General features: G+C 54.2%; 20 protein-coding genes and 1 pseudogene. 13 read left to right on the plus strand and 8 right to left on the minus strand.

The features are described 5' to 3' along the window. Positions 1-15: 15 nt before the first annotated feature. Together ACN0UH_RS00575 and dinG are read right to left on the minus strand one after the other, a co-directional pair. Complete coding sequence (locus ACN0UH_RS00575) at positions 16-2,418, minus strand: beta-galactosidase (RefSeq protein WP_417660227.1); 2,403 nt, start codon at positions 2,416-2,418, stop codon at positions 16-18. Between the two features lie 71 nt (positions 2,419-2,489). Continuing rightward, complete coding sequence (gene dinG / locus ACN0UH_RS00580; RefSeq protein ID WP_417660228.1) at positions 2,490-4,634, minus strand: ATP-dependent DNA helicase DinG; 2,145 nt, start codon at positions 4,632-4,634, stop codon at positions 2,490-2,492. Positions 4,635-4,777: 143 nt separating this feature from the next. On the opposite strand from dinG, the gene ACN0UH_RS00585 reads away from it, so the two are divergent. Then, positions 4,778-5,242, plus strand: a complete 465-nt coding sequence (locus tag ACN0UH_RS00585; RefSeq protein WP_417660229.1) for a CopD family protein — start codon at positions 4,778-4,780, stop codon at positions 5,240-5,242. A gap of 152 nt (positions 5,243-5,394) precedes the next feature. Here ACN0UH_RS00585 and ACN0UH_RS00590 read toward each other — a convergent pair whose 3' ends face one another. The 3 genes and pseudogenes from ACN0UH_RS00590 to ACN0UH_RS00600 form a co-directional block, all read right to left on the minus strand. After that, positions 5,395-6,168, minus strand: a complete 774-nt coding sequence (locus ACN0UH_RS00590) for a collagen-like protein (RefSeq protein WP_417660230.1) — start codon at positions 6,166-6,168, stop codon at positions 5,395-5,397. Continuing rightward, positions 6,161-6,553, minus strand: coding sequence for a DUF1145 domain-containing protein (locus tag ACN0UH_RS00595; RefSeq protein WP_417660231.1), 393 nt, complete (start codon positions 6,551-6,553; stop codon positions 6,161-6,163). The genes ACN0UH_RS00590 and ACN0UH_RS00595 overlap by 8 nt, the downstream gene beginning before the upstream one ends. Before the next feature lie 302 nt (positions 6,554-6,855). After that, positions 6,856-7,212 (minus strand): annotated as a pseudogene (locus ACN0UH_RS00600) (OmpA family protein); the annotation flags it as partial. 428 nt (positions 7,213-7,640) lie between these two features. Here ACN0UH_RS00600 and ACN0UH_RS00605 point away from each other — a divergent pair. Continuing rightward, positions 7,641-8,138: a DUF6231 family protein gene (locus ACN0UH_RS00605; RefSeq protein WP_417660232.1), complete on the plus strand. Its 498-nt coding sequence runs from the start codon at positions 7,641-7,643 to the stop codon at positions 8,136-8,138. 20 nt (positions 8,139-8,158) lie between these two features. Beyond that, positions 8,159-8,629: a YchJ family protein gene (locus tag ACN0UH_RS00610; RefSeq protein WP_417660692.1), complete on the plus strand. Its 471-nt coding sequence runs from the start codon at positions 8,159-8,161 to the stop codon at positions 8,627-8,629. An 81-nt stretch (positions 8,630-8,710) separates the two neighbouring features. Here the strand turns inward: ACN0UH_RS00610 and ACN0UH_RS00615 are convergent, their stop codons facing one another. Further along, entirely contained in the window at positions 8,711-9,271 is a 561-nt protein-coding gene (locus tag ACN0UH_RS00615; protein ID WP_417660233.1) for a hypothetical protein, read from the minus strand. A 413-nt stretch (positions 9,272-9,684) separates the two neighbouring features. Here ACN0UH_RS00615 and ACN0UH_RS00620 point away from each other — a divergent pair, with 413 nt between their 5' ends. From ACN0UH_RS00620 to ACN0UH_RS00645, 6 genes are all read left to right on the plus strand, one after another. Continuing rightward, a complete protein-coding gene (locus ACN0UH_RS00620) occupies positions 9,685-11,493 on the plus strand; it encodes a monovalent cation:proton antiporter-2 (CPA2) family protein (protein WP_417660234.1) in 1,809 nt (602 codons plus the stop codon). A 188-nt stretch (positions 11,494-11,681) separates the two neighbouring features. Continuing rightward, the gene (locus tag ACN0UH_RS00625; protein ID WP_417660235.1) at positions 11,682-12,179 is read left to right on the plus strand and encodes an LEA type 2 family protein; all 498 of its coding nucleotides are present in this window, start codon (positions 11,682-11,684) and stop codon (positions 12,177-12,179) included. A gap of 6 nt (positions 12,180-12,185) precedes the next feature. Then, on the plus strand, positions 12,186-12,377 hold the full coding sequence (locus ACN0UH_RS00630) for an SEC-C metal-binding domain-containing protein (RefSeq protein WP_087517803.1): 192 nt from the start codon (positions 12,186-12,188) through the stop codon (positions 12,375-12,377). A gap of 7 nt (positions 12,378-12,384) precedes the next feature. Then, positions 12,385-12,828: a DUF2489 domain-containing protein gene (locus tag ACN0UH_RS00635; protein ID WP_417660236.1), complete on the plus strand. Its 444-nt coding sequence runs from the start codon at positions 12,385-12,387 to the stop codon at positions 12,826-12,828. Between the two features lie 335 nt (positions 12,829-13,163). Beyond that, positions 13,164-13,376, plus strand: coding sequence for a cold-shock protein (locus tag ACN0UH_RS00640; RefSeq protein ID WP_010486675.1), 213 nt, complete (start codon positions 13,164-13,166; stop codon positions 13,374-13,376). A 301-nt stretch (positions 13,377-13,677) separates the two neighbouring features. Further along, entirely contained in the window at positions 13,678-14,172 is a 495-nt protein-coding gene (locus ACN0UH_RS00645) for an RDD family protein (protein WP_417660237.1), read from the plus strand. A 58-nt stretch (positions 14,173-14,230) separates the two neighbouring features. On the opposite strand, the gene lptG is transcribed toward ACN0UH_RS00645, so the two are convergent. Continuing rightward, the gene (gene lptG / locus ACN0UH_RS00650; protein ID WP_417660238.1) at positions 14,231-15,292 is read right to left on the minus strand and encodes an LPS export ABC transporter permease LptG; all 1,062 of its coding nucleotides are present in this window, start codon (positions 15,290-15,292) and stop codon (positions 14,231-14,233) included. Then, a complete protein-coding gene (gene lptF / locus ACN0UH_RS00655) occupies positions 15,285-16,406 on the minus strand; it encodes an LPS export ABC transporter permease LptF (RefSeq protein WP_417660239.1) in 1,122 nt (373 codons plus the stop codon). Before lptF ends, lptG begins: the two co-directional genes overlap by 8 nt. Positions 16,407-16,550: 144 nt before the next feature. Here lptF and ACN0UH_RS00660 point away from each other — a divergent pair, with 144 nt between their 5' ends. From ACN0UH_RS00660 to ACN0UH_RS00675, 4 genes are all read left to right on the plus strand, one after another. Next, positions 16,551-18,041 carry a leucyl aminopeptidase gene (locus ACN0UH_RS00660; protein WP_417660240.1) on the plus strand — a complete coding sequence of 497 codons (1,491 nt, stop codon included), beginning with the start codon at positions 16,551-16,553 and terminating at the stop codon, positions 18,039-18,041. Between the two features lie 72 nt (positions 18,042-18,113). Next, entirely contained in the window at positions 18,114-18,533 is a 420-nt protein-coding gene (locus ACN0UH_RS00665) for a DNA polymerase III subunit chi (protein WP_087517809.1), read from the plus strand. 8 nt (positions 18,534-18,541) lie between these two features. After that, positions 18,542-18,961 (plus strand): DNA polymerase III subunit chi, encoded by a 420-nt coding sequence (locus ACN0UH_RS00670; RefSeq protein ID WP_417660242.1) that lies wholly within the window; start codon positions 18,542-18,544, stop codon positions 18,959-18,961. A gap of 150 nt (positions 18,962-19,111) precedes the next feature. Further along, positions 19,112-21,964 (plus strand): valine--tRNA ligase, encoded by a 2,853-nt coding sequence (locus tag ACN0UH_RS00675; protein WP_417660243.1) that lies wholly within the window; start codon positions 19,112-19,114, stop codon positions 21,962-21,964. Positions 21,965-22,033: the final 69 nt, after the last annotated feature.

Consider the following 22,033-nt stretch of genomic DNA (forward strand, 5'->3'; position numbering starts at 1 on the left):
GATGGTAGATATAGGTTATGGCTTTGCTTCGGGCTGCGCTTCAGTCTCAGTTGACGACTGTTGAGCAGCCGGTACATCTTTAAGCCTTTCAAGCAAACGGCTACCCACCTTGAGATTGGTCTTGCGCACCGCCTCCACAAAACCTGAAAACGGCCGGTCCGTGATCCCCAAAAGGCCCAGGTGACCATTTTCCCCATCAAGCAAACGCCCCGTGACAGGTTGATCAAGGTATTGGAACCAGTGCGCCCCAACAATTGAGGGTTCAGCCAGCGATTGTTCAATAAAATGGGTATACGCCGGACCACGGTCTTTCTCGGCATAGACCTCGGTCACACCGCCCCAAAACGGCCCGCGATCACGTGAGCCGAAGTGAAACTCGGTGATCATGACCGGCTTGTCGAGGGCACGCAGTGCAGCGAAGTCATATCCATGTTGCGGCTCGAGCGTGTAGAAATTGAAGCTCAGTACATCGCAATACTGCGCACATGCGGCAACGGCTTCTGGCGTACTGATCGCAAAACGCCCACCTAACAACAGTTGATTCGGCGCGTGCCATTGCAACGCATCATCAATAGTCTTGAAATATGTATCAGCAAACAAACGCTGGAAAGCTTGATAATCCTGCTCGATTGCCGGGTATTTCTCATTCGGAAGCGGCGCTTCAAAACCCGGATCTTCCATTAACTCCCACGCAGTCAAATCAATGCCCCAGGCTTTGGAAAGGCCTTGCTGATTGCGGTATTTATCGCGCAGCATCTTTAGGAATGCACGTTTGGCGGGTACATCCGTGGTCGAACGCAGTGTGCCAAAACTCAGCGCATAACGCCCACGCGGGCCCGGATCAGGGTGCGCCCAGGCCAGCTCGTTATCGGCAAAATAGCCGATCAGCCATGGATCATTACGGTGGTCACGCGCAGCAATTGCTACAGCACGTTCAGTGGCCATGGCAAAACGCGGGTCAAACGGATCAGGCATACCGCCCCACCAATCAAGACCGGTGCTGATAGTCTGATAATCGCCACTGATCGAAAGCGGCAATGTATAGGGCACTCGATGCGCGGCCCCAAGTGAATCTGCACTCCAGTTACCAATAGTGTTAAAGCCCCAGGCTTGCAGACGGGTCAGAGCCAACCCAGTCCAGCGCTCGGCATCGAACGAGCTGGTGCTGCAATCAGCCACAGTGGCCGGAGAATTTGCTGTGGCGGGATCAGCAAGCGTTTTATCTGCAGCAGGTTTTGCCGCAGGCTCCGCTGCTGGAGTGGACTCGCCAACATTTGCAGTTGCTGGCTTTGATTCTGGACTGGCCGGCATACAGGCATCATCCGCGTAGGTGCGCTGCAAATTGGCTTTGTAGAAATCGAACCATTTACCCTTGTCGAAACCACGGCCTTTGCCAGAGCCATTATCGCTTTGGTTGTCGCCTTTGCCGTAATGCGCGGCCAAAGGGTCAGCCGCATCGGGCAAGCCCTTGAACATCGACTCACGACCTTCAATATAGGTCTGGCTCTGGTCGGCATTGACCGCATTCACCCCAAGGGAAAAAAACGGATTGCCGTCCGGCGTGACCATAATCCAGCGGTCACCCAATTTTTGCGTACGGAAAAAACCAGTGGCCTCAAGTTTTGGTCCACCCAACACACCACCATACTGATCCAGCTTGGGACGCTCAGTGAGCCATTTGGCCAATTGCGCTTGTTCTTTCAGCGCAGCGCTTTTCAGTTCGTCATTGCTCTTAACTTTTTCTGGCCAGTGAGAACGCGTGAACTGGCCAAACTGATCAACGATCGAGTCATAGGCTGCGCTCTCGATAGACGTGCCTTTATTGACCCCAAAACGCCCGAGCAATATGCTTTGAGCCGCATCAGGGCTATTCAATGACAAAGTCACCCGGCTGACTTTCTGCGGGTCTAGCTCCCCTGTGACATCAGTCGCCAGCAATACCTTCTGACCTTCAAAGGTCAATGGCATCGGCGGCGCGGCGCGCATGCCATGTGCATTCGCCGAAGTGGCGTTGAGCGGTACAACCAGCGTTTGTCCCGGCCCAGCGGGCAAAGCAACGCTGGTGTTCAAGACTTTACCGTCCGCGCTTTCAATCTGCACATTCAGGGTCAGCGCCCAATCCATGGCGTTTTGCAGGTAAAGGGTCATCTGCGCGTTTTCAGACCAATCCCAAACACCATTATTCGGCGTCAGTTCGAGGCGCGGTTGCTGCGCTTGGTTGAACACGAAACGACGAAGGATCTCGCCTTCAGGGGTTTGCTCAGCCGTGAGCTCTGGAAAGTTTGAGTCTTTAGTTACGACTTTGACCACATCAGTCGGGCTGACAAAATTAAGTAACGTGTGCTGCCCTTCAAGCGCAGCAAAGGCTTTTGAGCAGGTGAATAGAGCAACAAGTAATAGCCAACGACGGTGCTTCATTTACAGTCTCTCCCAAACGTCCCATCAATGGACAACCTGATGAGACGAATATTCACCCTAGATTTTTTGACTTAACTTATTTCGCGACGGAACGGTGGCAATGCATTGAGAATGGCCTTGCCGTAGCGCTGCGTGACAACCCGGCGATCAAGCAAGGTGATGGTACCTCGGTCCGCTTCTGTGCGAAGCAACCGCCCGCACGCCTGAACCAGCCTGAGTGAGGCGTCGGGCACGGCAATTTCCATAAATGGATTGCCTCCCCGCGCCTCGATCCACTCAGCCAGCGCCGCTTCTACAGGATCGTCCGGCACGGCAAAAGGAATTTTTGCAATCACCACATGCTCGCAATAAGCGCCGGGTAAATCGACGCCTTCTGCGAAGCTGGCCAGACCAAACAACACGCTTTCTTCGCCACTATCAACCCGAGCCTTATGCTTGTTCAGGGTTTCCTGCTTGGACAAATTGCCCTGTATAAAAACACGCTTGCGCCAGTCACGCTCAAGCCCGTCGAATACCGCCTGCATTTGCTTGCGTGACGAAAACAGCACCAAGGTGCCTTTCGAGCCCTCAACCAAACCGGGCAGATCCCGGATTATTGCCGCAGTGTGTGCAGTTGCATCACGCGGGTCGGCTTTTAAGTCAGGAACCTTGAGTACACCTGCATCGGCATGGTGAAACGGGCTGGGCACCACAGCGGTGACCGCGACCTTGGGCAAGCCTGCACGCATGCGATAACGGTCAAAAGTGCCCAGCGCAGTCAGTGTCGCTGATGTCACCAGCGCACCATAGGCCACATTCCACAGATTACGCCGCAGCATTTCCGCCGCCAGAATGGGACTTGCGTTGACTTCAATATCAAACATGGCGCCGCTTTCAGCCAGGGTCAACCAGCGCGCCATTGGCGGGTTGTCTTCCGGGTCTTCAGCGGTAAATGCCAACCACAACTCCCAATTACCTTGAGCTCGCGCCAGAAGACTGCCGAACAAAGGGTACCATTCTTCTGCCTGATGGCTGGCGATGCCAATGGTCGCTTCACCGTCCATGGCTTCTTTGAGGTGCTCGGTGACGCCCGTGAATAAATCGGTCAGTTTCGAAAAACCCTTTTTCAGCTCAACGCCCAACTCGGTCAGGTGCTCGGGCACCACCCCGCCGACAAACCGGTGCCGCGGGCGCTCGCGGCCTTCCATGTCTTCGCCCGGTTTAAAATCAGCCACCTGCTCACAGGCATTGAACATGAATTGCTGCTGAGTTTTGATCTCGCGCGCAAGCTCAGGCACTTGTTCGATTAAACGCCCGAGATCGCCCGGTAGCGGATTCTGCGCGAGTAATTTGGTCAGATTCTTGGCAACCTGCTCCAACCAGTCAGCGGTTGAGCGCAAGCGGGTAAAGTGTGCGAAATGCCCAATCGCCTTATCCGGCAAGTGGTGACCTTCATCAAACACATACAGGGTTTCACGCGGATCAGGCAGTACAGCGCCGCCGCCAAGTGCCAAGTCGGCCAGGACCATGTCGTGGTTGGTGACGATGACATCGACCTTGCCCATGCCCTCACGTGCTTTATAAAAAGCACACTGCTGAAAGTTTGGGCAATGACGGCTGGTACATTGGCTGTGATCAGTGGTTAAACGCGCCCAGTCAGTATCTTCAAGCTCTTGCGGCCAGCTGTCGCGATCGCCGTCCCACTTGTTACCGGCAAGTTTCTCGATCATCGAGGTGAACAGTTTCTGACTCTGTTCATCGACATCAATCTTGAAACCTTCTTCCTCAAACAACTGCGCCGTGGCGGTCTGCGCGTGGCCTTCTTGCAACAGCAAATCCAGCTTGGACAAACACAGATAACGGCCACGCCCCTTGGCCAGCGCAAAACTGAAGTTCAAGCCACTGTTACGCATCAGGTCCGGCAGGTCTTTGTAGACAATCTGCTCTTGCAGCGCGACTGTTGCGGTGGCGATGACTAAACGTTTACCCGCAGCCTTGGCCGTCGGGATCGCCGCCATGCAATACGCCACGGTTTTACCGGTACCAGTGCCCGCTTCAACCGCAACTACTGCAGCATCGCTGGTACGTTTACCTTCGCCATCGGTTTTAATTACACCGAGGACTTTGGCGATCTCGGCGATCATCAAGCGCTGACCATAACGCGGCTTGAGGCTTTTGGCTTCGAGGAAACGCGTATAGGCGCCCTGGATCTGGGTCTTAAGTTCGTTACTAAGCATGGGAATAATGGCGCAAAAGGCTGGATAAATTTTCAGTGTTTGCAAACGGCCGCTATCATAGCGCGCTAATCAATCCTGCGCAGAAACGTCTGTCCACCAATCAGCCGATTCTCGGCCTAAAGCTATAACAACCGGAGCCTCAGATGACACTTTACGCCCTGACCTACGCTTTACACCTGCTGGCTGCCCTGATTTGGGTTGGCGGCATGTTTTTCGCCTGGATGATCCTGCGTCCGGCAGCAGTCAAAACACTTGAAGCGCCAATGCGCCTGCAACTGTGGGCTGAAGTCTTTCAGCGCTTCTTCCGCTGGGTCTGGCTGGCAGTGTTGGTACTGCCGATCAGTGGCATGGGCATGCTGCACATGCGTTTTTCCGGCTTTGAGGCAGCCCCAAAATATGTGCATGTGATGATGGGGCTTTATATCGTCATGCTTGCGTTGTTCTTACGTATTCAAGCACTGCAATTACCAGAGTTACGCCGCGCGATTGCCGAGCAACAATGGCCAGTTGGCGGTGCTGTGCTCGGTAAGATTCGCCGTTTGGTCGGGATTAACTTAATCATTGGCCTGATCGTCGTGGCGCTCGCGGCCCTACGCCCAACCTTTTAAACATCAATTGCCCCACACTTATCAAGACCTGTTCAGCGCTGAAGGAAGCAGGCATAGAGCCCGCTAGGTCGAGCCCAAAAAAACCGGAGAAATCTCCGGTTTTTTATCAATCGACCCACAGCCCTATGGATGACTCAAGATGGGCTGACCGCTCAAAATGTGATGATATCCGCCGAACCCGGGGCACCCATGGCGCCAGGCTGTCCTGCTTGTCCAGGGCGTCCATTACGCGCACCGCGGGTGTCGTAGATCCAGCAATCTTTACTGGTGCCGCCAGTACCGCCTGCACCTGCGGCCCCCGCCAAACCACCTTCGCCGCCGTCAACATGAACGGTTAGACGCTCAGTTGGAAATGCTTGTGGCACTTCTACACGTACCTGCCCGCCTGACGCACCTGCATGACCATCACCGCCATCGTAACCGTTCAAGCCTTGGCTCGACTGGCCCCATAAGCAACCACCCTCTTTGCCATTGGCGCCCATCAAGCCAGCATAACCGGGGGTGCCTTGGCCGCCGCGCACATCAATCAACAGCGACTCAGTTGTCACATCTTCAAGGCGAATGGCCAATGTACGCCCGGCAACAGCTGGTCGTTCATAGGTTCCCGGCGCTCCCCGAGCGGTAATTTGCGCACCAGCTGCAATCTCTCCAGTAACGGCTTCAAGACGAAATGAGCGTTCACTCGGCGCGATTGCAATTCGCGCTTCGGGGCCGAGATGAATGTAGGCCACGCGAATTTCACTAAGCCCGGCCGGCACCAGCAAAGTGCCGTGGTCCGCTACCTCCAAACGTTCGAGTAACAATACGCTGGAGTTGCCAGGCAAGCGCATCATGCTATTGGGTTCAACTTTGATCAGCGCTTGCGCCAACGCAAAAGGACTGAATAAAGCTGCTGTAAACGCAGCAGTCATAAGCACATTACGCATGGTTGGTCTCCGTCACTGGCTCAAATTGCATGTGCAGTTGCAGATGACTGTCACCTTCTGGTTCAGCCACGGAAACTGCTTGTGATTGCCCTTGCTCGGCAAGCTCCTGGCTCGGCGCAGCGCTCAGCGGCTGATCGCGTTTGAGTGTAAAGGCATGGAAAACACCTAGAACAAGCACCTTGGCCCGGCAAAGCCAAGGCGTTGATGACTGTTGCAGTGCCAACTTGAAATACCATAACTCGACGACATGCGCCGCCGCGACCAAGGCTCCAGCGATATTTAGCAGCATCGAAAAAGGTTGCGCAAAGGGCGCAACAAGATTACCTAGCACCACAGCCCAAAACAGTAGTGTGAGCAACGCGCCCACACCTATAATCACTTTCATCACCGCCCCCAGCAGTTTTTATTTTGCCGCACATTAACGGCTTTCACGCCGCTATGAAATGCTCAGCGCAAATAAACCCGAGACGCAGTGATCCACGCATCCGCCAGAGCAATCAGCTGATGTTCAGTGGAAAAGGTTATCGAGAAGAACGCCTGGACGAACGTCCGCAGCGATAAAACGCTTTAAGCACTTGCGTTACCGGACAAAACCGGTAACTCAAGAGAGTAACTATTACTCCGTCGCCTCAAGCCTGCCCCCGGCAAGCCATGAAGGCCTACCGAGGGAAACTCGAATACAGCGGATTAAGGCTGAGCTTCTACTGCAGCTTCTACGCGACGGTTAATCGCACGACCTTCTGCGGTAGCGTTGTCAGCAACTGGACGGCTTTCACCGTAACCTACAGAGTTGACACGACCACTTTCTACTCCGTACTGGTCAACCAGTACGTTACGTACCGAGTTAGCACGACGTTCAGACAGCGATTGGTTATAGGCATCTGTACCCACGGAGTCAGTATGACCTTCAACCACTGTGGTGGTTTGCGGGAACTGCTTCATGAAATCAGCCAGGTTTTGGATATCGCCGTAGCTGCCTTCTTTGACGTTGTCCTTGTCGAAGTCGAACTTGACATCCAACTCAACGCGAACAGCCTCAGCAACTGGTTCAACTTCCTCAACGACAACAACTTCCTCAACCACTGGCTCAGGCGATGCACCATGAACCCAGCAGTATGCTGCTGCCAAGCCAGCACCAATTGCGGCACCACCGCCAGCCCAGGCAGAACTTTCAATTGCGCCCAAACCAGCACCGCCGATGCCACCAACTACCGCACAAGTAGGCCAGTCACTTTTCTGAATGCCAGCACAGCCAGTCAGGAAGGTGGTTGCCAAAACCAAGGGTACCGCTTTGCTAGTGATGCTCATATATACGTCTCCGGTTAATAATCGGCTCCAAACCGATACTTATGGATTAAAGACGGCACTTCTAAATTCCGCCAGAGTTGATTTACATCGATGTGAAGAACAAACAGTTATAGGCCATCATAGGCATGCAGGTTAGTCTTTATCCACCTGTATGAGGAATATCAATGAGTGAGTGCATTTCTTCACGTACCCCACTGCAAGCTGTAGCGGCCATACTAGAGCGCTACGCGCCTAAACGATTACTGCTGGTTGGCGCCAGTGAATTACCAGCTTTAGCTGCCTTCAAACAGGCGCACCCAGACTGCGAGATTGCCCATGCTGAGGCCGGATTACTGCCTGAAGCTTTAGCCGCGCAGCGCTATGACCTAGCATTGATTGTAGATTGCCTTGAGCATTTGCCGAAAAGTGCTGGCTTGCAATTACTCGGTGGGATTCGCAACCTGAATACCAATCGAATTGTTGTATTGGTCGATCTAGCCGCCAGCCAATGGCAAGAAACCGATATGTTTTCACTCGCTCTGCAGGCCAGTGAGCACTTTGTACGGGACGAACAGAAGCTCAGCCTGTTCACCTATGACTTACTTGAATACAAACAAGTCCCTGACTGGCTCAACGCAAAATTTTGGGCCAACCCGGAGAACTTCGGCAAATACTGGTGGTAACCGACGCCATGAATATCCCAATAATGGACTCAAGCTGCCCGTGCGGTAGCTCTAATCTGCTGTCCGAATGCTGCGCTCGCTATCATTCGGGCACCCCCGCACCTAGCGCCGAAACCTTGATGCGCTCCCGCTACAGTGCCTATGCGTTGGGGCTCATTGATTATTTGCTGGAAACAACCCTTCCGGCCCAGCAACACCTACTGGACCGCGAAGCCATTAGCGCCTGGAGCCTGCAAAGTACCTGGCTCGGTTTAGAGGTCGAAAACGCCGAAGTACTGGGCGGTAAACCCGAGCATGCCTTTGTGACCTTTACCGCACGCTGGCACGACGCAAGCGGCGAACATAGCCACCGCGAACGCTCAGCGTTCGTTCAGAGCAACGGCCACTGGTACTTTATTGACCCTACGGTGCCGATGAAGATTGGTCGCAATGATTCATGCCCCTGCTCCAGCGGGCAAAAATTCAAGAAGTGTTGTGCAGTCTTTTTCTAATCAACGACAGCAAAATCTTACCGACCATTACAGACCAACACCCAAGCTGCACCGAGCTTAGCCGCAGCTCTGCACGCTCACTCAATCTTGCAGTTTAATATGTGACACATCCGGCGCAGGTCCAGTGGGAGCGGCCTTGGCTTGGCCCATATCGCTGCCGACAGGCGCCAAGGAAAACTGCGAAAAATCAACTTGCGGCGCTTGCGGGTCAGGCTTCTTGTCTTGCAGATCGTCACCTAATGGGGCGATCTCAAAATCGGGGGCTTCAACCTCACTGAACGCCGCCATGTACTCATCACGCGGTAACACCTTGCTGGATGAGTGCTTTTTTGACGGCGCTTCTGCAGGTTTAGTTGGCGCGGCGGCAACAGGTTCAGCCGGCGCAGGAGCCAGCTCGATTTCTTCAATCTCTTCAGGCATAGCGACGATTTCAACCACAGCGCCCGCACGTTCAAGCGTCGCCCGGTACTTTTCGGCGCTCGCCTCATCAAGATTATTTTTGATGACCAAACGGCGCCCTGAAAACATCATCGCGATACGCTTGGGATCAGCCTGAAACAAACGTCCGAGATTGGACTGAACCAAGGCCATATCCGCCCCAGGCACTAACTGCCCCGAGAAAACGACTTCATAACGGCTCATGTAACTCCCCTAATCTGCACTCACTGACACCGCTCAGCAAACGACAAGCTGTTTATACCTTTATCCAGACAAACTTGCAGTGAAGTCAGGCTGACGAGCATCCAAATAATTATTCTGTCCGGCAGTGCCACGCGATAAACATAGCTAACCGCAACTTATCAGCTCAACCGCTGGCTAATATATCCAGCCCAACAGCCACGCTATCCCTTTGCAAGCCCATGGCTATATCCTAGTTGCTTAGACTAGCGATAAGTAGCTCGATACTTGAGGTACATGCCAAATTCACTGACAGGAGATTGAAGCTGTGCGCTGGATCGCGCAATTCACCAGCCCCGAGGTGAAAGTGATCGCCAAGCCATTGGCGAGACCCTAGTTTCGCTGTATTTAACGTTAATTTATTCAAGGATCAGAAAATGCATAACGAAGGCAGCGTATTGCAGGTGATCGTAGTGTTCCTGCTAGCAGCCGTACTCGTGGTGCCGCTGGCTAAACGTTTGCAACTGGGAGCCGTTCTTGGCTATTTGATCGCCGGGGTATTGATTGGCCCATCAATCACGGGCCTGATCACCAACCCAGAAAGTGTGAGCCATATTTCAGAGCTCGGCGTCGTCCTGTTGCTGTTCATTATTGGCTTAGAACTCTCTCCTCGCCGGCTCTGGGTAATGCGCAAAGCCGTATTTGGTGCGGGCATGGCGCAAGTCGTACTTACCGGTGTGATCATCGGTGCCGTTGCCTGGCAGGTATTCGCCCAACCCCTGAAAACCTCGGTGGTACTTGGTTTGGGTCTGGCGCTGTCATCCACCGCATTTGGCTTACAGATACTCGCTGAACGTAAGGAACTGACCAGCCCGCACGGTCGCTTAGCCTTCGCCATTTTGCTGTTCCAGGACATAGCCGCAATCCCTTTAATAGCCATGATCCCGTTACTCAGCGGGGCCACTGCCGGTAGCGGCATCGATACCACGCAATTATTGAAAGTGGTCGGCAGTATTGGCCTGGTGATTGTCGGCGGCCGCTATTTACTGCGCCCTATTTTTCGCGCCGTGGCCAAAACAGGCCTACAAGAAGTATCGACTGCAACCGCATTGCTTGTAGTTATTGGAACCGCCTGGCTGATGGAGACTGCCGGCATTTCAATGGCGCTTGGCGCCTTTCTCGCAGGCTTGTTGCTGGCTGACTCCGAATATCGTCACGAACTCGAATCACAGATTCAGCCATTCAAAGGACTGTTGCTCGGCTTGTTCTTCATCAGCGTTGGCATGTCGGCAGATATCAGCTTACTGATAACCCAGCCGCTGACAGTCATGGGCCTGACCCTGATATTGATTGCACTGAAAATGCCGATATTGCTGCTGGTCGGCAAACTTATTGGCGGCCTCAATAAACAAAACGCGCTGCGGCTGGCCATTGTATTGGCCGCTGGGGGTGAGTTTGCCTTTGTGGTGTTCAAAATGGCTCGTCAGCAAGGTCTCTTTGAACCCGCGCTGTACGACCTGCTTATTTTAACCATCACCCTGTCGATGGCGCTGACGCCACTGATGATCCTGCTTGTCGCACGCATGTTTCGTGAAAAACCAACCGAGAAAGAAGTCCCGGATGAATACAAAAACATGGCGATCGATATCGACTCACCACGCGTTGTCATCGCCGGTGTCGGCCGTGTGGGGCAAATAGTTGCGCGTATCCTCCGCGCACAGAACATCCCGTTTATCGCACTGGACACAGCGGTTGAAACCATTGAGTTATCGCGAAGCCTGGGTGGGCAGATGCCCATTTTCTACGGTGATCCGCTGCGCCCGGAAATTCTACGCGCGGCACAAACCGAACACGCCGAATACTTCATTGCAGCAATGGATGATCCAGACACCAACTTCAAGGCCGTTGAACTGGTGCACCGGCTTTACCCCAAGGTCAAGGTGATTGCCCGGGCACGCAGCCGTAGCCACGTCTACCGTCTGATTGACGCTGGCGCTAAGCCCGTGCGTGAAACCTTCTATTCCAGCCTCGAAATGAGCCGCCTGACACTACTCGGACTGGGCATTGATGAAGAATTGGCCAACCGCCTGATTAGCCGCTTCCAAGAGCACGACGAACAAGTCCTTGAGGCCCAATACCGTGTGCATGGCAACAGTGAAGCGGTGATGCAGACGGCGCGTGAAGCCAGAGCAGAATTGCAGACCCTGTTCCAGGCTGACAGCGAGGACACAAAAACCGACAGCTGAACAGGCTCCGCGGGCAGAAATGTCCGCGGAGATTAAACCCTGCCCGCAAATAAAGGGCTTAATACAACTGCAAGCTGAGCCGTAACATATCTGACCTAATTTTGACTCAGAATGCCGCAGGTTTTTAACCTTAAGTGGCTTGCACCCAAGCGGTTGCTTGTTACACTGGGCGTCTTACGGAGTACAAAATGGCTTATCAGGCACCTATTATAAGAACGCTCAGCCTAGTTTTAATTTTTGGCCTTACCAGCATTTTGAACGGTTGTTCTACTTGGCTGACGGGCGACTTTAAAGACCCAGACGTACGTCTGGTCAAGGTTGAAGTGATCAAAGCAAAATTGCTTGAACAGCAATTCCGGCTACGTTTTCACATTAAGAACCCCAATGACGTCAGCCTGCCAGTGCGCGGAATTGACTACGTGGTGTTTCTCAATGACATGAAACTCGCTGAAGGCGAGTCCGATGTATGGTTTACCGTACCTGCCAATGGCCAGCATTATTTTGAGATTCCAGTGCGTACCAACCTCTGGCGGCATGTCCGGCAGATCGTGAAAATGCTTGAGCATCCCGACGAAGCCATTCGTTACCGCCTCGAAGGTGAGGTTAAAACTGGACTATTGTTCGGCCGCAACGTGCACATGATGCGAAATGGCGAGATAATCCCTGGTGATTTCATCCCGGAGTAATTTCGCATGACCCAGCAACCTCACGTTCATGGCCCTGATTGCAGCCACGACCACGATCATGACCATCACCATGGTCACGTGCATGGCCCACACTGCAACCATCAAGAGCCAGTTCGCAACGAACTCAAAGATGTCGGCCGTAACGACCCCTGCCCCTGCGGTAGCCAGAAGAAATTCAAGAAGTGCCACGGCGCGTGATTAATCCATGAGCTTGCTTTCAGGAGTTCTGATCTGCGTCGCTGTAGCCTTGGTTATTGGCCTTGCCTTTTACGCCCTGTCCTTGTGGCGCAAAGTCTGGTCAAGAGAGTCTCAGCAACGCAATGCGGCCTTCGAACAGCAACAGCGGCTGGGCGAGGATTTAAAAATTCTCGCCAGCAGTTTACTTGATGGGCAATTGCCGCTGATTGAAGGGGCGATTCGCATCAAAGTGCTGCTCGATAACTTCGACATTCGTCTTAGTCAAAACGTGCGGTGCCAGGTATTTCATCAACTGTATGAAGCCACTGCACACGTGCCGACTCATGCCGACTGGAAAGCCTTGGATAAAACCAGCCGTCGCCAGCATGAAAAGAACTTCACTGAGCTGGAGCTGCAGCACAAGGCGCAAGCCCGCGAAGCTGCACGCTGGCTGCTAGAAGAAGCGTTGTAGTCAGGCGCTCTGGCACCTATTGCCGTCAACAAATGCCAGAGCCGCCACACTGCAAAACGTCTTCTTGATGGATTATTTCTCTGACCAACAAATCAACTTCATGACCCTGCAAAATCCAGCGCAAACCTTGAGTGGCGCAAGGGGTTGGCATTTGCCATGTAGTTAGCGTAGAGTTATTTAACTGTGTTTGCATGGGTCGCAGTCGATCGTGGCCTGATGCAGTAGATCCTTACGATCCGCTACATCCCTCCCGAAAGCTAATTCTCCTTGCAACCAGTCTCAGTCCTTCTATTATGAGGAGGCTGTCATCAACTTTAAGTTTCAAGGAATAAAAAATGTCGAATCGTCAGAACGGTACCGTCAAGTGGTTTAACGACGAGAAAGGTTTTGGTTTTATCACTCCAGAAAGCGGTCCGGATCTGTTCGTACATTTCCGCGCTATCGAAGGTAACGGCTTCAAGAGCCTGAAAGAAGGCCAGAAAGTCAGCTTCGTAGCTGTACAAGGTCAAAAAGGCATGCAAGCTGACCAGGTTCAAGTCCAGGAATAATCTTGCCGCTTTGAAGAACCCCTGATGGCAACATCAGGGGTTTTTTTATGGCAGGAACCTCTGAAAAAGGTAGCGAGCGCCAGCGAGTCAAAGATGCGAAAAAGCGAGCGAGGTCGCGCTCGACTTTAGTAATCCTAAATGAGCATTTGATTCGCTTTGCTCACCCCTTCGGGGCCGCAGCAAGGGCTGCCCAACTGAAGTTCGTTCAGCCTTAGGGCTGTGAGCAGTTTTTTAACGCTGTAATACCTAGCGCAGTAGTTTTTCTGAGGCTTCCTAAGGTGCTACATACTTGCGGGTTACCATGCGAAAACGTCAACTCAGCCCCCAGGGCGATTTTCCATCAGCAGGGCTGCCTCGCCGCTTTGCAGCTATGTTCTACGATTTTTTACTCTGCGTAGCACTGCTAATTGTCGTGACATTCATCTACAAACTGATCTTGATGGGCTTTTACGGCGCAGATCAACTCAAGCAACTTTCAGACTCCGGCGCGCTGGATGGCGATCCTGTACTCTCAACCATTTTGTTTATGAGCCTGTTCGGTTTCTTCAGTAAATTCTGGACCTACAACGGCCAAACCTTAGGCATGCAGGTTTGGGGGATTCGCGCGCAGAACACTGACGGCTCAGCGATTAGCCTGTGGCAATCACTGCTGCGTTTTATGGTCTCGATAGCATCGTGGCTGTGCCTGGGTCTTGGCTACTTCTGGGTGCTTATCGATAAAAAACAACGGACCTGGCACGAGATTTACTCAGAGAGTCAAACTGTTCAGTTACCGAAAAACATCCACAAGAAGTGATCCGGCAACAAAAAGCCAGCGCCCTGTTCAGGAGCGCTGGCTTTTTTTCGTGCGCTGGTTAGCCAGCCCGTCGCAGCAACCAACCGCCGGCGACTGCACAGATCCCCGCCGGCACCAGCACCGCCAGTAATGGCGAGAAACCAAATACCAAGCTTGAAGGCCCCAGCAAGTCTTGGGCGATCTGAAACACAAACCCTACCAGCACCCCGGTAAACACCCGCTGACCGAGGGTTACCGAACGCAGCGGCCCAAAGATAAACGAGATAGCCATCAATACCAGTGCGGCGGTGACTATGGGCTGTAAAACCTTGGTCCAAAATGCCAGCCAGTATTGACTGTTATTCAAACCCTGCTCAGACAGATAGCCGGCATAGCGCCAGAGCCCGGAAATAGACAGCGCCCCCGGCTCAAGCACCACAGTGCTCAACAGTTGCGGATTAAGCTCCACATCCCAACGCTCGGTTGGTGCTTTAACCACCTCGGTACTGCGCTCTTTGAAATGGGTCGTGGTTACGTCATCAAGCTGCCAATAATCGCCCTGGAACTGAGCCTTGCGCGAAAAGCTCGAAGAAAGCAGATGGCGCTCCTTATCAAACTGATAACGGGTAACGCCAAACAACAAGCCATTGGGCTGTACAGCGTTGATATGCACATACTCTTCGCCTTGCCGGTGCCACAGCCCGCGCTTGGAGCTTTGCGCGTCCCCCGCTCCCTGCGCCATGGCGCGGTCGGCCTGGGCCATGTTTTCGCTCCACGGCGCCAGGTACTCACCGATGAGAATGCCAGCGAACATCAGCACCAGCATCGGCTTCATCACTGCCCAGACGATACGACGGATAGAAACCCCGGCCGCACGCATAATGGTCAGTTCGCTATTGCTGGCCAAGCTGCCAAGCCCGATCAAGCAACCAATTAGCGCCGCCATTGGCAACATTTCATACGTACGCCGAGGCGCAGTCAGAAACACATACCAAGCGGCGTTGGCCAGACCATATTTTTCATCGACATCACCCAGTTCGTCGATGAATGCGAACAACAATGCCAGCGCTACAATAATCCCCAACACACTGAGGATGGCGAGAAATACCTGCTTACCAATGTATCGATCCAGTTTAACCACGGGCCATCTCCTTCGCGCCACGACGAGCAGCCCACTTCAGGCGTATCGGTTCCCAATAAAGCAGTAACAAGCCTATCGCGATAAACACTGCGTGTACCCACCACAAACCAAGCCCATAAGGAATCCGCCCCTTGTCCATCGCGCCACGCGCGGCAATCAGGATCGACAAGTACGCCATGTACAGCAAAATCGCCGGAAGCAACTTGAGGAAGCGGCCCTGGCGTGGGTTCACGCGGGACAGCGGCACTGCCATCAGGGTCACAACAAAGACCAGGATTGGCAGCGAGATCCGCCACTGCAGCTCTGATTTGTGGCGCTGATCGTCACTGCCGATCAACTCGCTGGTGGGCAATGCCTCACGCTCGCTTACATCCACATTGACTTCAGGTTTGGGCAGCAATACGCCGTACTCATCGTACTTAATTGTCCGGTAATCAGCCTGCCCCGGATTGCCATCGTAGCGGTAACCGTTTTCCAGAATCAGATAGCGGCTGCCGTCTTCCTGAATTTCCTGACGACCACTTTCGGCGACCAACACGGTAATGCCACGGTCTTTCTCGCCATCGGAAGACAGACGCTTTTCAGAAATAAAGATACCGCCAAGCTCGCTGCGATCACTCGACAGTTTCTCGGTATAGGTCACCCGCGAGCCCTCGCCCATCGACTGGAAGCGGCCGGGGACCAAGGTATCGAACTCGGTCAGTGCATCCTGCTGATTAAGAATCTGCGCAACATGAGAAACACCCTGAGGCGCCAAACCTAGGCTCAACCATGCAACCAGCAGCGCGACCAGCGTGGCCGGTGCCATTGAGTACACCATCAGTCGCTGCTGGCTCATGCCGGTGGCCGAAAGTACCGTCATCTCGCTATCGAGGTACAAGCGCCCATATGCCAGCAGGAAACCCAAAAACAACCCCAGCGGCAGAATCAGCTGGAGAAAGCCGGGCAGGCGATAACCCATAATCAAAAACAAAACACTTGGATCCAGCACGCCTTGAGCGGCCTGGGCCAAATATTTGATAAAACGCCCGCTCATGATGATCACCAAGAGCACAGCACTTACAGCGCTCAATGTAGTCAACACTTCACGGGATAAATAACGGAAGACGATCAAACCAGACACTCCAGGGTTGTCAGGCTCAGGTAGCTACGCTCAAACTAGCCACACTGTTTGCCAATTCGCCAAATGGGCGAATCACTAAATTAATTGCCGCCATTATCCAGCAATACCGACCCGTTGTCTTGAGGACACCATTCCATGGAATTTTTTGTCAAAAGCGCTCGTCCGGAAACACTGAAAACCGCCACCTTGGTTATCGCTGTCAGCGAAGGCCGCAAGCTCGGCGAAATCGCCAAATCCATTGATACCGCTAGCTCAGGCGCAATCAGCGCACTGCTCAAGAGCGGCGACATTGCCGGTAAAGTCGGCCAGACGCTGCTGGCACGCAATATTGCCAATATTAAAGCAGAACGCGTTTTATTGGTCGGTTGCGGTAAAGAAGCCGAACTCTCTGACCGTCAATTACGCAAATTGATCGGTTCCGCCCACGCCGTTTTGAAAAATCTTGGTGGCAACGATGCTGTCTTCGCCCTTGGCGATCTGAACGTCAAAGGCCGTGATGCTTACGCCAAGGCACGCTTGCTGGTTGAAACGCTGGCCGATGGCGAGTACAGCTTCGACCAGTTCAAGAGCCAGAAAGCCCCGGCCAGCGCCTTGAAAAAAATCACCCTGATCACTGAAAAGGCTGAGCAAGCCGAAGCTGAGCGTGCATGCCTGCATGCCAAAGCCATCACCACGGGCATGGCATTCACCAAAGACCTCGGCAATATGCCGCCAAACATTTGCCATCCAACTTACCTGGCCGAACAAGCCAAGGAACTGGGCAAGGCCTACAAAGGCTTGAAGGTTGAGATTCTCGACGAGAAAAAACTCAAAACCCTCGGCGCGGGAGCGTTCCTGGCTGTAGGCCAAGGCAGCGACCAGCCGCCACGCATGATCGTGATGAATTACCAAGGCGGGAAAAAAACCGACAAGCCATTCGTGCTGGTCGGCAAAGGCATCACCTTCGACACGGGTGGAATCAGCATCAAGCCAGCGGCTGGCATGGATGAGATGAAATACGACATGGGCGGCGCCGCCAGCGTATTCGGCACCCTCAAAGCGGTGCTTGAACTGCAACTGCCGATCAACCTGGTCTGCTTGCTGGCATGCGCTGAAAACATGCCAAGCGGCGGCGCGGCGCGTCCAGGCGATATCGTCACCACAATGAGCGGACAAACGGTTGAGATTCTCAATACCGACGCCGAAGGCCGCTTGGTACTGTGCGACACCCTGACTTACGCTGAGCGCTTCAAACCGCAAGCGGTGATCGATATCGCCACCCTCACTGGCGCCTGCATTGTTGCCCTCGGCTCTCACACCTCGGGCCTGCTCGGCAACAATGATGAGCTCGTACAGCAGATTCTGACCGCGGGCCAGCAAGCCGATGACCGTGCATGGCAGTTGCCGCTGTTTGATGAATATCAAGAACAGCTGGACAGCCCATTCGCCGACATCGCCAACATTGGCGGCCCCAAGGCAGGCACCATCACAGCGGCCTGCTTCCTGTCGCGCTTCACTAAAAAGTACAGCTGGGCTCATCTGGACGTTGCAGGCACCGCCTGGATTAGCGGTGGCAAGGACAAAGGCGCCTCCGGTCGTCCAGTTCCACTGCTGACTCAGTACCTGTTGGACCGCGCTAAAGCGTAAGCTATGCGCACAAGGTTTGGGTCGCGGTAGCGCGACCCAGGCTTTAAACAGACCCTTTGCACTGATGAACCCATGAGCCGAATTGAATTCTACGTACTCGCAACCGACCGCCCCGCCGACCGTATACGCGCAGCGTGCCAGTTGGCGCTGAAGGCATGGCGTCATGGCTTGCCGGTATTTGTGCGTGCAGCTGATTCTGCACAGTGCGCTGAGCTGGATGAGCAAATGTGGCTGTTCAAAAAGGACTGTTTCATCCCGCACAACCAGCATAGTGACGATCCGCTTGCCCCAGTGGTAATTGGTGTCGATGAAGAACCGAGCGCTAAACAAGGTGTTCTGATCAACCTCAACAATGCGATTTCACCTCACGTTGAGCGCTTCAGCCGAGTGATAGAAATCGTCAACCAACAGCCGGACTTACTGACCGTTTGCCGGGAAAATTTCCGTAGCTACCGCCAGCGTGGCTATGATCCAAAACGAGTTGAGCTGTAGTTAGATTAATGGACACGCCAAAACCGCAACAAAAACCAGGACACTTGCTCGACGATTTAGAGTCGATTCGCGAACTGCTGGGCGATGAAAAAAGCCAAGCATCAACTGCGTTCGATCTTGACTCGATCGATCCGGAGTCAATTCCGCTGCTTTCAGATATTGTCGAACAATCCCCGCAAGCCAGCGCAACACCGACACCTGCTGCCCAGCCAGAAAGCCCTATCGATGATGCGCAAGCTCTGCGCGCGACCGTACGCCAGTCGATCGGCCGCGACAGTGAGATCAATCGTCTCGATACTGAGCTACGCAACGCGGCGCAATTAATCCTGCAGGATGTGATCGACGATTTCGTACCGCAGATCGAGGCTGAACTAAAATCGCGCCTCGAAGCACGCCTAACTCGTCTACTGCCTACGCGCCGGCCCTAGTTTTCGACGAAAATAGACGGTTAACGCCAGTTTTAAACCCGCAATGGCGCCGCATATCTGCAAGCAATCAGCTTGCACTTACCTGACAAGGCTCTTCCCCGCTATACTTGTCGGCTTTTCCGATCAGCCGTCAAAAGGGTCCCGCCGCGCATGGACAAGACCTACCAGCCGCACGCCATTGAAACCAGCCTGTACCAGAACTGGGAAGCGAACAATTACTTCGCCCCACAAGGTTCGGGTCAGCCGTACACCATCATGATTCCGCCGCCGAATGTCACCGGCAGCCTGCACATGGGCCATGGTTTCAACAACTCGATCATGGATGCGCTGATTCGTTTCCGCCGCATGCAAGGCCGCAACACTTTGTGGCAGCCGGGCACCGACCACGCGGGCATTGCCACGCAGATGGTCGTCGAGCGCCAATTGGCTGCCGAAGGTGTAAGCCGTCACGACCTCGGTCGCGACAAGTTCCTGGAGAAAGTCTGGGAATGGAAAGAACAATCCGGCGGCACAATTACCCGTCAGATCCGCCGTCTGGGCTCCTCGGTTGACTGGTCGCGCGAGCGCTTCACCATGGACGACGGCCTGTCTGATGCAGTTAGAGAAGCCTTCGTTCGCCTGCACGCCGATGGTTTGATCTATCGCGGCAAGCGCCTGGTCAACTGGGATACCAAGTTCCACACGGCAATCTCCGACCTTGAAGTGGAAAACCACGATGAGAAAGGTCACCTGTGGAATTTGCGTTACCCGCTGGCAGACGGCAAGACCACGACTGAAGGCAATGCCTTTCTCATCGTTGCCACCACGCGACCGGAAACCATGCTCGGCGACGCCGCCGTTGCTGTGCACCCAGAAGATGAGCGCTACAAATCTCTGATCGGCAGTTTCGTTGAGCTGCCGTTGGTTGGCCGACGTATCCCGATTATTGCCGATGATTACTGCGATCCGGAGTTTGGCACCGGCTGTGTGAAAATCACCCCGGCGCATGACTTCAACGACTATGAAGTCGGCAAGCGCCACAACCTGACGCTGCTCAACATTTTCGATAAGAACGCAGCTGTACTGGCCAATGCTCAGGCATTCAATGTTGACGGCAGCGTCAACGCAGATGTCGATACCAGCCTGCCTGCTGAATACGCGGGCCTTGATCGTTTCGAGGCGCGTAAGCAAATCGTTGCTGCCTTTGATGCTGCTGGCTTACTGGTCAGCGTTGATGACCACGCCTTGAAAGTGCCAAAAGGCGACCGCTCCGGCACCATCATCGAACCGTGGCTGACAGACCAATGGTACGTATCGACCAAATCCCTGGCTGAACCTGCAATTGCTGCGGTTGAAGATGGCCGCATCCAGTTCGTGCCCAAGCAATACGAGAACATGTACTTCAGCTGGATGCGTGATATCCAGGATTGGTGCATCAGCCGCCAGTTGTGGTGGGGCCACCGTATTCCGGCATGGTACGACGACGCAGGCAATGTCTACGTTGGCCGCAACGAAGCCGAAGTGCGCAGTGAGAACAAGCTGGGCGCCGATGTAGCCCTGCGCCAGGATGAAGACGTACTCGACACCTGGTTCAGCTCCGGCCTGTGGACCTTCTCGACGCTCGGCTGGCCGCAACAGACTGAATTCCTCAAGACCTTCCACCCGACCGACGTGCTGGTGACAGGCTTCGACATCATCTTCTTCTGGGTTGCCCGGATGATCATGCTCACCATGCATTTGGTGAAGAACGAAGACGGCACCCCGCAGGTTCCGTTCAAGACTGTTTATGTACACGGTCTGGTGCGCGACGGCCAAGGCCAGAAGATGTCCAAGTCCAAGGGCAACGTCCTTGATCCACTGGACATCGTTGACGGCATCGATCTCGAAAACCTGTTGACCAAGCGTACCAGCGGCATGATGCAGCCCAAGCTGGCCGAGAAGATCGCCAAGCAGACCCGCGCTGAGTTTCCAGAAGGCATCGCCGCCTATGGCACCGATGCACTGCGCTTTACCAACTTGTCACTGGCCTCCACTGGCCGTGATATCAAGTTCGACATGGGCCGGGTCGAGGGTTATCGCAACTTTTGCAACAAGATCTGGAACGCCGCCAACTTCGTCATCGAAAACACCGACGGCCATGACACCGGCATCAATGGTGAAGCGGTTGAGCTGTCCTCGGTTGACCGTTGGATCATTTCGCAGCTGCAACGCACCGAAGCCAATGTAACCCGTCACCTCGACGCCTTCCGCTTCGACCTCGCGGCATCGGCACTGTATGAGTTCATCTGGGACGAATACTGCGCCTGGTACCTGGAGCTGGTTAAACCTGTTCTCTGGGACGAGAACGCGCCGATCGAACGTCAGCGCGGCACCCGTCGCACTCTGATTCGCGTGCTTGAAGTAGCGCTGCGCCTGGCCCACCCATTCATGCCGTTTATCACCGAAGAAATCTGGCAGCGGATCAAAGCCCAAGCCGGGGCGACGGGCGACACCATCATGCTGCAAGCCTGGCCAGTGGCCAATGAAGAGCGCATCGACGCTGCTGCCGAAGATGATATCGAGTGGGTTAAAGCCCTGATGCTCGGCCTGCGCCAGATCCGTGGCGAGATGAACATCTCCATGGCCAAGCGCATCGACATCATCCTCAAGAACGCCAGCAGTGAAGATCAGCGTCGCCTCAAAGACAACGCGCCGCTGCTCAACAAACTGGCCAAGCTGGAATCAGTAAGCATTCTGGCTGCCGGTGACGAGCCGCCATTGTCTGCCACCGCACTGGTGGGCGACATGGAAGTGCTGGTGCCAATGGCCGGTCTAATCGACAAAGCCGCTGAGCTGGGCCGCCTGGACAAGGAAATCCAGCGTCTCGAAGGCGAAGTCAAACGTGTCGGCGGTAAGCTGGGCAACGCTGGCTTCGTCGACAAGGCTCCGGCTGAGGTGATCGAAAAAGAACGCGCCAAACTGGCAGAAGCCGAATTGGCCCTCGGCAAGCTTGCTGAACAACGCGCGCGTATCGCTTCGCTATAATCCAACTGCACAGCCAATGGGGCCCGCGACCGACAAGGCGCGGGCCCCATTGTTTTTAACCGGTACCAC

The organism is Pseudomonas sp., from assembly GCF_048265905.1.
GTDB lineage: Bacteria > Pseudomonadota > Gammaproteobacteria > Pseudomonadales > Pseudomonadaceae > Aquipseudomonas.